A 12,404-nucleotide genomic window follows, 5' to 3' on the forward strand; every position below is an offset into this window, starting at 1 on the left:
TGCTTTTTCTGTGCTGCCCGGCTCTGCGCTATGCTGGGCGGCGTGACCCAGGTGCTCCCCACCCCCGACCCCACGTCCCGGTTTCTGGAAGGGCAAACGATTGCCGTGACCGGGGCTGACCGGGGCTTTGGGCGGGTGATGGCCCAGGGCCTGGCGGACGCCGGGGCCACGCTGGTCCTGATCGGCAAACAGGGCGAACAGTTGGCCGGCCTCGCCAGCCTGATCGAGCGCAGCGGCGCTACCGCCATTCCCATGCAGGCCGACGTGTCGGTGCCGCTTGACTGGATCAAGGTCCAGCGGCGCATCTTGGAGATTTTTGGCGCGCTTCAGGGCGTGGTGCATTCTGCCGACAAACGGGCGCACCCTTCCCTTACCCTGCTCAGCGAGAACGAGTGGATGGACCTGTTCCAGGCCAACATGAAAAGCAGCGTGGGCATCGCCCAGACCATGCGCCAGCACCTGCCGCAGTCGTGGCTGACCATCGTGGGGCCGCATCTGGATGAAGGCGGGTTGCAGGGCCACACCCTGCGCGGGGGCCTGCGCGGGCTGGTGGACAGCGCCCGTGACGAACCCCTGCGCATCAACCTGCTGCTGCCCAGCCGCTCGCCCAGCGGGGAGGACCAGCTGGACATGGGCCTGGTCAATGCTGTTACCGCCCTCGCCTCACCGGCCCTGATTCACCTGACTGGCCTGTGCATTGACGTGCCGCTGCCTGCCATTCAGCGCTCGGAACTGGACCAACTCTCGCCGGAGCAGCGCGCCAACTTCAGACTGCCCCCAGCGCCCCAGAACCCATCCACTCAGGGGCAGCCCCCTCAGGGCAACCGCCGCTGATGCTCCTGCTCATGTCCGCAAAGGTCAGCGTATGAATTGCCCGTACTGCTCCGCGCCCGATACCCGCGTGATCAACTCGCGCCCCAGTGATGAAGGGGCCAGCATTCGCCGCCGCCGCGAGTGTGGCAGCTGCAGCAGGCGCTTTACCACCTACGAGCGCACCCAGCTGGAACCGCTGATGGTGGTCAAGCGCGGCGGGGTCCGCCAGGCCTTTAACCCCGACAAGCTGCTGCGTGGGCTGCTGCTGGCCGCTGAAAAGCGCCCGGTGGAGGAAGCGGCGCTGCGGGCCTTCGCCTACTCCTTTGAGGACGAAGTAAGCCGGACAGAGATCAGCTCGGAGGACATAGGCCGCCGGGCGATGGCGTTCCTGCGCCCGCTGGACGACGTGGCCTATATCCGCTTTGCCAGCGTGTACCGTGACTTCGATTCCGTCGAGAATTTTCTGGAAGAAATTCAGGGCCTGCGCCGCAGTGACGGCGAGAGCAGCGCTACAGACAGCGACGCGCCCTGATTCGCTTTAGTTGGCAGCTGGCCGGGGAATGACCGGGCCCATATTCTCTGGGGTGTGGCCCTGCACGCCGCGCAGCAGTTCGCGGATGGCGGCAAAATCGGCTTCTATATCGCCCGTCGGCTGCACATAGCCCACGATGCCAAAGCGTTTGCGGCCCCAGTCCACCACCGTCACGGCAATCGGCACTTCGGCTTCCAGCGCCATGTAATAAAAGCCGGTTTTCCAGTACTCGGTGCGGGTGCGGGTGCCTTCGGGAGCGATGGTCAGCATGATTTCGTCCGATTCCCGAATGATCTGCACCACCGCGTCCACAAAGTTGCCCCCGGCGCGTCGGCGGTCCACCGGAACTCCACCCCACCAGCGCAGCAACCAGCCCAGCGGTGGCCGAAACAGGCTGTGTTTGGCAACCCAGCGCGCCGGACTCCGGGTGGCCCAGCGCCAGAAAATACCGGGCCAAAAGTCCGCATTGGCCGTGTGGGGCGCAGCCGCCGCCACCACTTTGGGACCGGGCGGGGGCACCAGCACAATCTGCCAGCCCGCCAGCCGCAGCGCCGCCGAGGCCAACCGCGAAGTGAGGGTATGGGGGCGGTTCATCCAGGTTGGGGAGCGCAGAGCCATCGGGCGGCAGTATAGCGGTCATGTTCTGGCAAGCCGCTGACACGCCCAGCAAACACCCGCAGTCAGGCTGCCTCAGGCTCCCCCGTTTCAAAACCTCCTGCCTCAACACCCGTCACCTCAAAATCTCAAAATAGGGTGCCGCCCGTCACCGGAATCACAGCGCCGGTCATGTAGCTGCTTTCCTGCGAGGCCAGCAGCACATACACGCTTGCCAGCTCGGCGGGCTGACCAGGGCGGCCCAGCGGCACCGACTCGCCAAACTGCTGCACCTTGCTCTGCGGCTGCCCGCCGCTCGGTTGCAGCGGCGTCCAGACCGGCCCTGGGGCCACCACATTGACCCGGACCCCGCGCTCGGCCAGCTGCCCTGACAGTGCCTGTGCAAACGCCACTTCTGCCGCCTTGGTCGCCGCGTAATCCAGCAGATTCTTGGACGGCTTGGACGCCTGAATGCTAGACGTGACGATGATGCTGGCCCCTGGCTCCAGATGCGGCGCAGCGGCGCGGCACAGCCAGAACATGGCGTATACATTCACCTTCATGGTGTCATCGAACTGCTGGTCGGTGATGTCGGCGATGCTGTCTTGGCTGACCTGCTTGCCTGCATTGATGACCAGGATGTCCAGCCCGCCCAGCTCGTGGACCGTGCGGGCCACGAGGTCGTCGCAAAATTCACGCTGCCGCAGGTCGCCGGGCAGGGCCACGGCGCGGCGGCCCTCGGCTTCAATCAGGCGCACCACTTCCTGCGCGTCGCTCTCTTCTGCGGGCAGGTAATTGATAGCCACGTCCGCGCCTTCGCGGGCGTAGGCGATGGCCACCGCCCGCCCGATGCCAGAGTCTCCCCCGGTAATCAGCGCCCGGCGACCCTGAAGCCGGCCAAAGCCCCGGTAACTCTGCTCGCCGTGGTCTGGCTGCGGCTGCATGGCCGAGGCCAGGCCGGGCGCTTCCTGCGGCTGGCGCGGAAAGGGGGGCTGGGGATACTGCGTGAGGGGATCACGCGGCTCGAACTGGCTCTGCACATCGTTTTTGGGGTGGCTCATAGGTCCAGTATCCCGCCTGCACTGCAGCGGGCCATGCCCAGGCACGTTAGAGAATCTTTACGGGGTGAGTGGTTCGGCTGGGCCGTAGCGGTGCTCGGCGGGCAAATCGCGGCCCGCCTGCACCGCGTGGGCCAGGGCCAGCGCCTTCGGAAAAGTCATGGCGGCGTACCACCCCTGCTCCAGCGTGCCTTCCCGCTCACGGTATACGCACACCGTAGGGCCATAGGAGCAGGCCCCCAGGCAGCCGCTCTCGGTCAGCCGCACCCGCCCGCCCGACTTGTAGTAGGCCAGATGCTCGCGGTCCAGCGCTTGCCACAGCGCCTGATACAGCAGCCGCGAGCCACGGGCCTGACAGCTTTGGCCCTGGCAGACCAGCAGGTGCCCGGCGGTGGGGAAGTATTTGGGGCCAGCAGGGGTCATGGCCTTCAGGGTAATGCAGTCGGGGGCGAACAGCGGCCAGCGCAGCCCTATTCCTATTCCACTGGCACGATGACCAGCCGCTCTCCGGCCTGCACCACCTCCACCCGCACCCCATAGGCGGCCTGTAGGTTCTGCGGAGTCAGCACCTGCGCTGGCGTGCCAGCGGCCAGCACCCGGCCCCCGTGCAGCAGCACCAGATGGTCGGCGCGGGCTGCCAGATTCAGGTCGTGTAGCACGGCAATCACCCCCACTCCCCGGTCCACTTCGGCGCGCAGGTAGCGCATCACATCCAGCGCGTAGGCCAGGTCCAGGTGGTTGGTGGGCTCGTCCAGAATCAGGAAATGGGGGCGGGCGGCCAGGGCGCGGGCCAGCGCTGCCCGCTGCGCCTCGCCGCCCGACAGCTCGCTGATGCGGCGCTCCGCAAAGGCCAGAGTGTCGGTACGCGTCATGGCGTCCAGCACAGCGGCCTCGTCCTCCTCAGACCAGGGCCGGACGGGAAAAAGGCCCCATTTCCACTCGCCCGCGCCACGTCCCAGGGCCACAATGTCGCGCACCTGGGCGTCGAGCGGTAGGGCCTCGGTTTGGGCCAGATACGCCAGTTGCCGCGCCCGCTCGGTGCGGGTCCAGGCCGCGAGCGGCTGCCCCAGCAGCTCCACTGCGCCGCTGTGGGGGGGCGTCAGGCCCAGCATGGCGCGCAGCAGGGTGGATTTGCCTGCACCGTTGGGGCCAATCACAGCGCTGAGCTGCCCCGCAGCGAACGACACCGACACATCCTGCACGGCGTGAGCATCGCCCGCGTAGGCATTGAGCCCCTGCGCCGCGAAGGTCTGGCTCATACCCGTACCCGCCGCAGCAGATACAGAAAAAAGGGCCCCCCCAGCAGCGTGGTCACGATGCCCACCTGATAGAGCGGGGTGGTGCGGGCCAGCAGGTCGGCCAGCACCAGCAGCAGGCCGCCCGCCAGCGCCGAGATGGGCAGCAGCGTGCGGTAGCTGGGCCCCCAAATCAGGCGCACGGTGTGCGGCACAATCAACCCCACAAAGCCGATAATCCCTGTATAGGACACTGCCGCCGCTGTTGCCAGACTGGCGGCCACAATGACCAGCAGCCGCAGTTTCTCAACGGGCAAGCCCAGGCTGGCCGCGGTCAGGTCGCCCAGTTGCAGCAGGTCCAGGGCCCGGCCCAGGGCGAGCAAGGCGCCGCAGCCCAGCAGGGCGTAGGGCAGCACCTGAGCGATATCGGCCCAGCTGGCGAAGCTGAGGTCCCCCAGGGTGTAGGCCAGCACTTCGCGGGCCCGGTCCTCGCCGCGCATGATCAGGAACGTGGTCACAGCACTCAGAAAGCTGCCCACCACCACCCCGGCCAGAATCAGCCGGGTGGGTGGGTAGCGCCGCCCCGAGCGCCCCAGCAGCAGCGTGACCGCCACTGCACCAAGTGCCGTGAGCATGGCCAGCAGCGGAATCAGGCCGCGTGGCAGGTCCAGCAGCAGCCCCGCTGTGGCCCCCACCGCCGCTCCACTGGCAACCCCCAGCAGATAAGGGTCGGCCAGCGGATTGCGGAACACCCCCTGAAAGGCCCCGCCGCACACCGAAAGACAGGCCCCCACCAGCACCGCCATGACCACGCGGGGCAGCCGGATGTCCCAGATGATCACGTCTTCCTCGCGCAGATTTCCGCTCAGGCCGCGCAGCACCGTGTCCAGCACCTCGCCTGGGGGAATCGGCACGCTGCCCACGGCCACGCCCAGCACCACCGCCCCCATCAGGGCCAGAACCAGCGTGACCAGCAACGCCAGCCCGCCAGAGTTCAGCCCCATGTCTGGCCGAACGGCTGCGACAGCCGGCTGATCTCACGCTCCAGTTCGCTCAGCAGGGCTTTGGCTCCGCGTGCGGGGAGCAGGGGCTCGCCCAACCGCAAGACCCAGCGCGGCCCACTGTGCCAGATGCCCGCCGGAACAACTGGGGCGCGGCCCTTGAGTGCCAGCAGCGCCACGCCGCCGTGCATCTGCCCGCCGGAACGGCTGCCTTCAGGAAAGATGCCCAGGGTGCCGCCCGCCTGCAAGACCCGCAGGGCCGTGCGCACCGAGCCCACGTCCTGGCTGTCACGGTCTACCGGAAAGGTTCCGCCCCGGCGCAGCAAGGCCCCCAGCCCCGGCACAAACAGCTCGCGCTTGGCCATGAACTGCACCCGCCGCCCCGACTCGGGCGGCACCCCCCGCGCCAGCACGAAGGGGTCCAGGCCGTGGCGGTGGTTGGCCGCCAGAATCAGTGGGGTGCCAGCGGGCGGGATGTGTTCACGCCCATGCACTTCCAGGTGGCCGCCGCCCAGCAAAATCGGCAGGTAGGTGGCCTGGAGCACCAGACTGTACACAAAGGGGTCCACCACAGGGGTCTGCTCCGCCACAGGCGACTGGGCGGGCTGCGGCGCAGCGTCTGACATAAAGCCCAGCATACCGCCGGGCTGCATTGGTGCGCCGAAGTCTGGAACGCGGCCTAAGCCGGGCTGCGTTACCTACTCTTCTTCAGCGTCCGCTTCATCGGCGCTGTCTTCCAGCCACTCCGCGCTGCTCACCGCCTGCGCCACGGCGGCAATGCGGCCCTGGCACACCTCATAGGCGGTGCAGGCTTCTTCGAGCAGCGGCAGCACCCGGTCCAGGTCCGTCTCGCCGCTTTCCAGCTCGCCCACGATGCGGCTGAGGGTCGCGTAGGCTTCGCGGTAGGAAGGCTCTTGGGCAGCTTTGGCTCTGGGCATAGGCCCCAGTGTAAAGGCTAGGCCCGGAACCCCGTTGCCACTGCGTCTGTCTCCGCACGGAGCCAGGCCAGAAGTCAGGCGTCGTGCCCTGTGTGCGGCGTTTGGAGGCAGGCGTTTAGATTAGGGGCATGGCCCGCCGCTCCAGCCCCGCCAAGCACAGCACTGCCAAGCCCCGGCGCACCCGCGAGAAAGTAGAGACGCCCGCCGGATTTCTCGCCACACACGACCTCAAGGAGCGTGGCTGGACAGTGCGCCTGATTGAGCGCTACCTGGGCGAACACGACTCTGAGCGGCCCAACGGCCTGAAAATGGGCCGCCGCCGCTTGCCACCGGTCAAGCTGTACCGCGAGGACCGCGTAGAAGCAGCCGAGGCCGACGAGGACTTTCTGATGGCCCGCAGCCGGGCCGAGGACGCCCGCGAAAAGCGCCAGGCCGCGCGTGAGCGCCGCGAGCGGGAGCGGGCGCAACTGCTGCACAGCGCCGCCGAGAGCTACGTGCCCCGCGTGCAGCGGCTGGAGATTCGCAAGGGCGCGGTCAAGAAGGCGCGCGAGCCGTACCTGCCGCAGCTGGAGCGCACGCTAGAAGCGCTGGCCCGCGAGCTGGGTGGCCTGAAGGGCGGCGAGGAAAAAGCCCTACGTGCCGCGCTGCTCTACCGCCTTTACCTGGCGCTGTCGGCGACGTATGAGTGGTATCCCCACCCTGACCGGCAGGCGAATCAGGGCAAGGAAGCAGGCAAGAGCAAGGCCGCCTCAGCGACCAAACCCACCGGCAGAGAGGCCAAACCCAGCGATTGGCGCGACTGGGACTGGGACGACGCCTGAAGCCAAGCCACCAGCCCCCCTTCACTTCCCCAATACCGATGGATGATAATCGTTTATCATTTATTTTTATGGCACGCTTTACCGTTTTGCCCCCTTCTCCGCTGCCAGTCCAGTTCTGGCTGCTGGGGCTGGATGCCCGCTCAGGGCTGCTGGCCCAGCGCGGCTTTGAGCGCACACGTCCTTCCGGCCTGCCGGGCAGCAGCTTGTACACGCTGGGCGGGCTGACGCTGCACTCGTCGGGTCTGTGGCTGGAGACGCCGCAGGGCCAGCTCGCCTATCAGCGCAGGCCCCACCGCTTCTTGCTGGGCGGCCTCCCCTATCCCACCGCCGAAGGGGTACAGCGCATTCGGCCTCACCTGCTGGAGCACGAAGCCTGGGTGGTGCAGACGCTGGGGCAGGACTGGCGGGAGCAGCAACTGGCGGCGTACCGCTTGCCGCCGCCCATTCGCTGCAGCGTGCCGCACTGGCACAGGTGGCTGGAAGGCGAGCACGGCCTGAGCGCCCTGCTGTGGCAGGTGCCGGGAGGCCAGGGCGCTCCGTGCTTTACTCCTGCGGCCCCAGGTCGCGGCGCATCAGCACATCGGTCTGAGCCTCTTGCCCAAACATGAAAGTGTGCCGCCCAAACGGGACAAATCCGCTGCGCCGGTAGAACTCCAGGGCACCCAGGTTGTGTTCCCACACACCCAACCAGAGCTGTGAAAGCCCGTGTTCACGCGCTGCGGCCAGTGCCTGATCCATCAGCAGGCGGCCTGCGCCCTGGCCCTGGGCCGCCCGCAGCAGGTAGATGCGCTGCACCTCTAGAGCGTTTTCCAGGTCCACCGCCTCCGTGAAAGCCGGGGCCAGATTCACCTTGAGATAGCCCAGGTCCGTGCCCGCCCCGTCCGTCAGCAGATAAAAGAAGCTGTCAGGGTTCGCCAGTTCCGCCTGTACCTGCTCCGCTGCGAAAGCTTCGGCCACGTAGCGCGCCAGCTCGTCCGGGTCGTTGTTCTGGGCGAAGGTCTGCACAAATGTTTCGCGCCCGATGGCCTGAAGCCGGGGCACGCCGTCAGGGGTCGCAGGGGTGACAGGTATCACCTGAAACAGAAAGGACATGGGGGCAGTGTAGTGGGACTCGGGAGAATCAGGCTCAGGCGGCAGCAGTCCCACCTGCTTCATCCAGTGACCAGCGACAAAAAACAACCACAGGGCCGAACCTGTGGTTGTTCATGATGTTCTGTGGTTATCGGTGCTTTCGCCGCCGTTACTTCCAGACTTCGGCTGGCAATCTGTCGTTCAGCACGGGGTCAGCGCGGCGGTCAAATACCGGCTCGGCAGTTCCGGCGCGGCGCTGGCGGTCATAGTCCCGCAGCAGCCTGAGCGCCACCGGGCTAAGCAGCAACAACGCGACCAGGTTGGTGATCGCCATCAGGCCCATGCTGAGGTCGGCCATGTTCCATACGGTGGGCACGTCGCGCACAGCACCGAACACCACCATCCCCAGCACTAGCAGCCGGAACAGCAGCAGCAAGGTGCGGTTGCGGCTCAGATACTGCACGTTGCTCTCGGCGTAGGCGTAATTGCCGATGATGCTGGTAAACGCAAACAGGAAAATCGCCACGGCCAGGAAGTCGTTGCCCCAGCTTCCCACATGCTCGGTCAGGGCCGCCTGGGTCAGCTGCACGCCAGTTTCGGTGCCGCCCAGGTTCACGCCCGAGAGCAAAATGATGGCTGCTGTCGCCGTACAGACCATGATGGTATCTACAAACACGCCCAGCATCTGCACCAGCCCCTGCTGCACCGGGTGATTGACGCTGGCCGCCGCCGCCGCATTGGGGGCCGAGCCCATACCAGCTTCGTTGCTAAAGAGACCGCGCTTGACACCGTTGAGCAGCGCTGCCGCGATACCGCCGGCCACGCCGCCCGCCGCGGCTTGCAGCCCAAAAGCACCCTGGAAGATGCTGGCGAACATGCCCGGCAGCTCGCCCAGATTGGTCAGGATCACGTAGACAGCGATCAGCAGATACAGCGCCGCCATGATCGGCACGACCACCTCGGCCACCTTTGATACCCGCTTGATGCCCCCGAAGATGATCGGGGCCGTCAGCAGCGCCAGTACCAGTCCCACCGGCAGGGCACCGAAGCCGTAGCTGCTCACAGCAGCCACGATAGAGTTGCTCTGCACGGCGTTGAACACCAGCCCAAAGGCGATGATCAGGAAAATGGCAAACAGGCTGCCCATCCAGCTTTGCCCCAGGCCCTGGCGGATGTAGTAGGCCGGGCCGCCCCGGAAACCGTGTTCCTCATCCCGAACCTTGTAAGCCTGCGCCAAGCTGGCCTCAATCAGGGCCGTGCTCATGCCGATCAGCGCGGTCATCCACATCCAGAACACCGCGCCTGGACCACCCAGCGAAATGGCGATGGCGACCCCGGCGATGTTGCCGGTGCCGACCCGGCTCGCCAGGCCCGTAGCGAAAGCCTGAAACGAAGTGATGCCGCCGCGCCCACCGTCCATTGTGGGGCCACTATCCCGGCTGCCCATTACCACTTTCCAGGCATGGCCCAGCAAGCGCAGCTGCGCGGCGCCGGTCCGCACCGTGAAGTACAGCCCTGCGCCCACCAGCAGATAAATCAGGACCGAGCCCCACAGCAGACCGTTGCTCCGGTCCAGAAACTGGTCAAACAGCGGCTTGGGCGCTTCAGTCACTCCCAGCAGGGAAAACAAAGTCAGGAGATTCACGGAGCGTAGCTTAGTGCATCCGGTTTAGGGGGCCGCTATACGTGTCCGAACAAGGCGAACGAAAAGTGACAGCTGCGAGGGTCAGGCCAGAGAGAAACCCGCGTGCCAGCGGGTGCGTAGAAGTGTTATGTCCGCGCTCCCTGACCCTCTGGCCCCTCTGCGTGAACCCACGCCCCGCCTCTGGCGCTGGCTGCTCCCGCTCATGGTGATGGCCTTGCTCACCTTGCCCACGCTGCTGTTGTTGCCGCCGCTGCTCGGACTGCCACGCTACGAGGTGCAGGCGGGCACGGTTGTGGCCCGTTCGCTGGGGTCTACCGTGCGAATAGAGCAGGACACGCCGGTGCAGCGCGGGCCGGTTACGCTCAGGGGCAAGCTAGTAGGCAGCAATGCCGACGGGTACGTGGTGGGCCGCTTCGGCAGCGAATACGGCACGCTGAACGTGTACAGCGACGGCAGCCAGGGTGCAGACGCGCTGCTGTTCGCCACCCAGCCCCGGCCCACACTGCTGACGCCCGCCCACCCGGACACGCTACTGACCACCTGGAGGCGCGGGGACAGCGCCACTTTTGCCCCAGCGCGGCGGGCGGGCTACGACCTGCTTTCCCTCGGAAGCACGCTGCTGATCCTTCCCATCCTGGCCCTGCTGCTGGCCCCACGTAAGCCCATTCGCTACGAACTGGACCGCAGCGGCGCAGACGGTGGCGCGCTGGTCATCCACACTGGAGCTTCCCAAACCCGCCTGCCACTCACCAGTACAGAAGCCCGCCTGACCTCCTACGGACTGGGCGTGCGGCTGCTGGGCACAGGTCTACCCGGCTATTACACTGGCACCTTTTCCATTGCAGGCGCGGCAGTGTCCGCAGGCCGTGTGCAGGCCGCTGCCACCAGCGCCAAGCCACCGCAGGCGCTGCTGCTGACCCACGGTGGCAAGACCTACTACCTGACCCCGAGTGACCCGGAGGTGGTGGCGGGGTGGTTCGGGCATAGGCCGAAAGACGGAGGATAAGGCTTACGCCCACCCACCACTCAGGGAATCAGCGCTTCCAGCTGCTCCAGCCGTGCCCGCAGCGTTTCTGCGTCGGGGGCGGTCAGGTTCACATGGCCCAGCTTGCGCCCGCTCCGCCACGCCTTGTGGTAGAGGTGAATGTGGGTGCCGGGCAGGGCGTCAATGGCGTCCCAGTCGGGCTGGGCGGTTTCGTCTTCCACGCCGACCCAGTTCACCATTGCTACTGCGTGCAGCGGCTTCCAGTCGCTCAGCGGCAGGCCCAGCACGGCCCGCACCTGCGCCCCGAACTGGCTGATGCCACCGCCGTCCTGGGTCAGATGCCCGGAGTTGTGGACACGGGGGGCCACTTCGTTGACCAGCAATTCGCCGTTCGGCAGCTCAAAGAATTCCAATGTCATCAGCCCTTCGAGGCCCCAGGCCTCAGCCACCCGGCGGGCCAGCTCACGGGCCTGGGCGGCGGCTTTCTGGTCAGCGCCGGCGTACACCGAAGTCCGCAGGATGCCGCTGCGGTGGACATTTTCCACCAGCGGTCCGAAGGCCAGTTCGCCCTGCGCTGTGCGGGCCACGCCCAGGCTCACCTCACGCACGAACGGCACCAGCCCTTCGAGCACACACGGCACGCGGCCCAGGTCATCCCAGGCAGCTCGCAGCTCGGCTTCGCTCCTCACCCGGCGCTGGCCCTTGCCGTCGTAGCCCAGCTCGGAGGTCTTGAGAATGCCCTGGCCGCCCACACGCGCCAGCGCACCGTCCAGGTCACTTTCTGACTCAATCACTGCAAAGTCGGCGGTGCCTGCACCTGCGGCCCGCAGGGCTTCCTTCTCGCGGGCACGGTGCTTGGAGTGCGCCAGCAGCCCCGCGCCGGGGCGCACAGGCACGCGCCCTTCCAGATATTCCAGCGCTTCTACCGGCACATTCTCGAACTCCAGGGTGACGGCGTCGCATTCGGCCAGCCGCGCCAATCCCTGCGGGTCGGTGTACGGGGCCTGAAGGTGCTCGGCGCACAGCCGCGCTCCCGCCTGCGGGTCCGGCTCCAGCGCCACCACCCGCACGCCCAGGGGGATGGCGTCCAGCGCCAGCATCTGCGCCAGCTGCCCGCCGCCCAGAATGCCCAGCGACAGTGTTCTGCGTTCTTGGCCCTCCCACTTCATTCGGCACCCCCCTGCGGGTGGCCCTCAAAGTAAGGGTCGTCCAGCACGGTCTGGGTTTGGGCCTGGCGGAAGCTGTCCAGCGCCGAGCGTACCGCCTCATCTGTCGTCGCCAGCATGGCCGCCGCAAACAGGGCCGCATTTTTGGCCCCCGCCTGCCCTATCGCAAAGGTCGCCACCGGCACGCCCGCCGGCATCTGCACGATGCTCAGCAGGCTGTCCTGGCCACTGAGAGAGCGGCTCTGCACCGGCACCCCCAGCACCGGCACGCGGGTAAAGGCCGCCAGCATCCCCGGCAGGTGCGCCGCGCCGCCCGCCCCGGCGATGATGCAGGCCAGCCCTAACCGCTCGGCCCGCGCCGCGTAGCTGGGCAACAGGTGCGGTGTCCGGTGCGCCGACAGCACGCGAACCTCATAGGGGACGCCCAATTGCGCCAGCAGGTCCAACGCGCCCTGCATGGTTTCAAAATCGGAGCGGCTGCCCATCACGACGCCGACTCGGGGAGCTTGGGAAGAGGCCTGTGCGGTCATGAGGCCCATGATGGC

At 67.0% G+C, this 12,404-nt stretch carries 16 protein-coding genes; 5 read left to right on the forward strand and 11 right to left on the reverse strand.

All coding sequences use genetic code 11. From position 1 onward, the window contains the following. Positions 1–30: 30 nt before the first annotated feature. Together IE158_RS07975 and nrdR are read left to right on the forward strand one after the other, a co-directional pair. Positions 31–834, forward strand: coding sequence for an SDR family NAD(P)-dependent oxidoreductase (locus tag IE158_RS07975; RefSeq protein ID WP_189643135.1), 804 nt, complete (start codon positions 31–33; stop codon positions 832–834). Between the two features lie 31 nt (positions 835–865). Continuing rightward, a complete protein-coding gene (gene nrdR / locus IE158_RS07980; RefSeq protein ID WP_189643136.1) occupies positions 866–1,345 on the forward strand; it encodes a transcriptional regulator NrdR in 480 nt (159 codons plus the stop codon). Positions 1,346–1,351: 6 nt separating this feature from the next. Here nrdR and IE158_RS07985 read toward each other — a convergent pair whose 3' ends face one another. From IE158_RS07985 to xseB, 7 genes are all read right to left on the reverse strand, one after another. Continuing rightward, positions 1,352–1,963, reverse strand: coding sequence for a 1-acyl-sn-glycerol-3-phosphate acyltransferase (locus IE158_RS07985; RefSeq protein WP_229838998.1), 612 nt, complete (start codon positions 1,961–1,963; stop codon positions 1,352–1,354). Positions 1,964–2,088: 125 nt separating this feature from the next. After that, positions 2,089–3,000, reverse strand: coding sequence for an SDR family oxidoreductase (locus IE158_RS07990; RefSeq protein WP_189643137.1), 912 nt, complete (start codon positions 2,998–3,000; stop codon positions 2,089–2,091). A 57-nt stretch (positions 3,001–3,057) separates the two neighbouring features. Continuing rightward, a complete protein-coding gene (locus IE158_RS07995; protein ID WP_189643138.1) occupies positions 3,058–3,420 on the reverse strand; it encodes a (2Fe-2S) ferredoxin domain-containing protein in 363 nt (120 codons plus the stop codon). A 53-nt stretch (positions 3,421–3,473) separates the two neighbouring features. Beyond that, positions 3,474–4,256, reverse strand: a complete 783-nt coding sequence (locus tag IE158_RS08000; protein WP_189643139.1) for an ABC transporter ATP-binding protein — start codon at positions 4,254–4,256, stop codon at positions 3,474–3,476. Further along, positions 4,253–5,236 carry a FecCD family ABC transporter permease gene (locus tag IE158_RS08005; protein ID WP_189643140.1) on the reverse strand — a complete coding sequence of 328 codons (984 nt, stop codon included), beginning with the start codon at positions 5,234–5,236 and terminating at the stop codon, positions 4,253–4,255. The genes IE158_RS08000 and IE158_RS08005 overlap by 4 nt, the downstream gene beginning before the upstream one ends. Next, positions 5,227–5,859 (reverse strand): lysophospholipid acyltransferase family protein, encoded by a 633-nt coding sequence (locus IE158_RS08010; RefSeq protein ID WP_229838999.1) that lies wholly within the window; start codon positions 5,857–5,859, stop codon positions 5,227–5,229. Before IE158_RS08010 ends, IE158_RS08005 begins: the two co-directional genes overlap by 10 nt. A 72-nt stretch (positions 5,860–5,931) precedes the next feature. Then, positions 5,932–6,171 (reverse strand): exodeoxyribonuclease VII small subunit, encoded by a 240-nt coding sequence (xseB, locus tag IE158_RS08015; protein ID WP_189643141.1) that lies wholly within the window; start codon positions 6,169–6,171, stop codon positions 5,932–5,934. Positions 6,172–6,299: 128 nt separating this feature from the next. On the opposite strand from xseB, the gene IE158_RS08020 reads away from it, so the two are divergent. Together IE158_RS08020 and IE158_RS08025 are read left to right on the forward strand one after the other, a co-directional pair. Next, the gene (locus tag IE158_RS08020; RefSeq protein ID WP_189643142.1) at positions 6,300–6,992 is read left to right on the forward strand and encodes a hypothetical protein; all 693 of its coding nucleotides are present in this window, start codon (positions 6,300–6,302) and stop codon (positions 6,990–6,992) included. Between the two features lie 68 nt (positions 6,993–7,060). After that, positions 7,061–7,600 (forward strand): hypothetical protein, encoded by a 540-nt coding sequence (locus IE158_RS08025; RefSeq protein WP_189643143.1) that lies wholly within the window; start codon positions 7,061–7,063, stop codon positions 7,598–7,600. Here the strand turns inward: IE158_RS08025 and IE158_RS08030 are convergent. Together IE158_RS08030 and IE158_RS08035 are read right to left on the reverse strand one after the other, a co-directional pair. Continuing rightward, on the reverse strand, positions 7,536–8,084 hold the full coding sequence (locus IE158_RS08030; protein WP_189643144.1) for a GNAT family N-acetyltransferase: 549 nt from the start codon (positions 8,082–8,084) through the stop codon (positions 7,536–7,538). The genes IE158_RS08025 and IE158_RS08030 overlap by 65 nt on opposite strands. 148 nt (positions 8,085–8,232) lie before the next feature. Then, positions 8,233–9,708 carry an alanine/glycine:cation symporter family protein gene (locus IE158_RS08035; protein WP_229839000.1) on the reverse strand — a complete coding sequence of 492 codons (1,476 nt, stop codon included), beginning with the start codon at positions 9,706–9,708 and terminating at the stop codon, positions 8,233–8,235. 127 nt (positions 9,709–9,835) lie between these two features. Between IE158_RS08035 and IE158_RS08040 the strand changes: the two genes are divergently transcribed. Next, positions 9,836–10,714: a PH domain-containing protein gene (locus tag IE158_RS08040; RefSeq protein ID WP_229839001.1), complete on the forward strand. Its 879-nt coding sequence runs from the start codon at positions 9,836–9,838 to the stop codon at positions 10,712–10,714. A gap of 20 nt (positions 10,715–10,734) precedes the next feature. Here IE158_RS08040 and purK read toward each other — a convergent pair whose 3' ends face one another. Then, positions 10,735–11,862 (reverse strand): 5-(carboxyamino)imidazole ribonucleotide synthase, encoded by a 1,128-nt coding sequence (gene purK, locus IE158_RS08045; protein ID WP_189643145.1) that lies wholly within the window; start codon positions 11,860–11,862, stop codon positions 10,735–10,737. Beyond that, positions 11,859–12,389, reverse strand: a complete 531-nt coding sequence (gene purE / locus IE158_RS08050) for a 5-(carboxyamino)imidazole ribonucleotide mutase (RefSeq protein ID WP_189643146.1) — start codon at positions 12,387–12,389, stop codon at positions 11,859–11,861. The genes purK and purE overlap by 4 nt, the downstream gene beginning before the upstream one ends. Positions 12,390–12,404 lie beyond the last annotated feature (15 nt).

The organism is Deinococcus piscis, assembly GCF_014653275.1.
Lineage (GTDB): Bacteria > Deinococcota > Deinococci > Deinococcales > Deinococcaceae > Deinococcus > Deinococcus piscis.

Bases quoted from the DNA above. Each gene is read 5' to 3' on its own strand.
- nrdR (WP_189643136.1), top strand. From the start codon at position 866: ATGAATTGCCCGTACTGCTCCGCGCCCGATACCCGCGTGATCAACTCG.
- IE158_RS08025 (WP_189643143.1), top strand. From the start codon at position 7,061: ATGGCACGCTTTACCGTTTTGCCCCCTTCTCCGCTGCCAGTCCAGTTC.
- xseB (WP_189643141.1), bottom strand. From the start codon at position 6,171: ATGCCCAGAGCCAAAGCTGCCCAAGAGCCTTCCTACCGCGAAGCCTAC.
- IE158_RS07985 (WP_229838998.1), bottom strand. From the start codon at position 1,963: ATGGCTCTGCGCTCCCCAACCTGGATGAACCGCCCCCATACCCTCACT.
- IE158_RS08030 (WP_189643144.1), bottom strand. From the start codon at position 8,084: ATGTCCTTTCTGTTTCAGGTGATACCTGTCACCCCTGCGACCCCTGAC.
- IE158_RS08005 (WP_189643140.1), bottom strand. From the start codon at position 5,236: ATGGGGCTGAACTCTGGCGGGCTGGCGTTGCTGGTCACGCTGGTTCTG.
- IE158_RS08000 (WP_189643139.1), bottom strand. From the start codon at position 4,256: ATGAGCCAGACCTTCGCGGCGCAGGGGCTCAATGCCTACGCGGGCGAT.
- IE158_RS08040 (WP_229839001.1), top strand. From the start codon at position 9,836: ATGTCCGCGCTCCCTGACCCTCTGGCCCCTCTGCGTGAACCCACGCCC.
- IE158_RS07995 (WP_189643138.1), bottom strand. From the start codon at position 3,420: ATGACCCCTGCTGGCCCCAAATACTTCCCCACCGCCGGGCACCTGCTG.
- purK (WP_189643145.1), bottom strand. From the start codon at position 11,862: ATGAAGTGGGAGGGCCAAGAACGCAGAACACTGTCGCTGGGCATTCTG.
- IE158_RS07975 (WP_189643135.1), top strand. From the start codon at position 31: ATGCTGGGCGGCGTGACCCAGGTGCTCCCCACCCCCGACCCCACGTCC.
- IE158_RS08020 (WP_189643142.1), top strand. From the start codon at position 6,300: ATGGCCCGCCGCTCCAGCCCCGCCAAGCACAGCACTGCCAAGCCCCGG.
- IE158_RS07990 (WP_189643137.1), bottom strand. From the start codon at position 3,000: ATGAGCCACCCCAAAAACGATGTGCAGAGCCAGTTCGAGCCGCGTGAT.
- IE158_RS08010 (WP_229838999.1), bottom strand. From the start codon at position 5,859: ATGTCAGACGCTGCGCCGCAGCCCGCCCAGTCGCCTGTGGCGGAGCAG.
- purE (WP_189643146.1), bottom strand. From the start codon at position 12,389: ATGACCGCACAGGCCTCTTCCCAAGCTCCCCGAGTCGGCGTCGTGATG.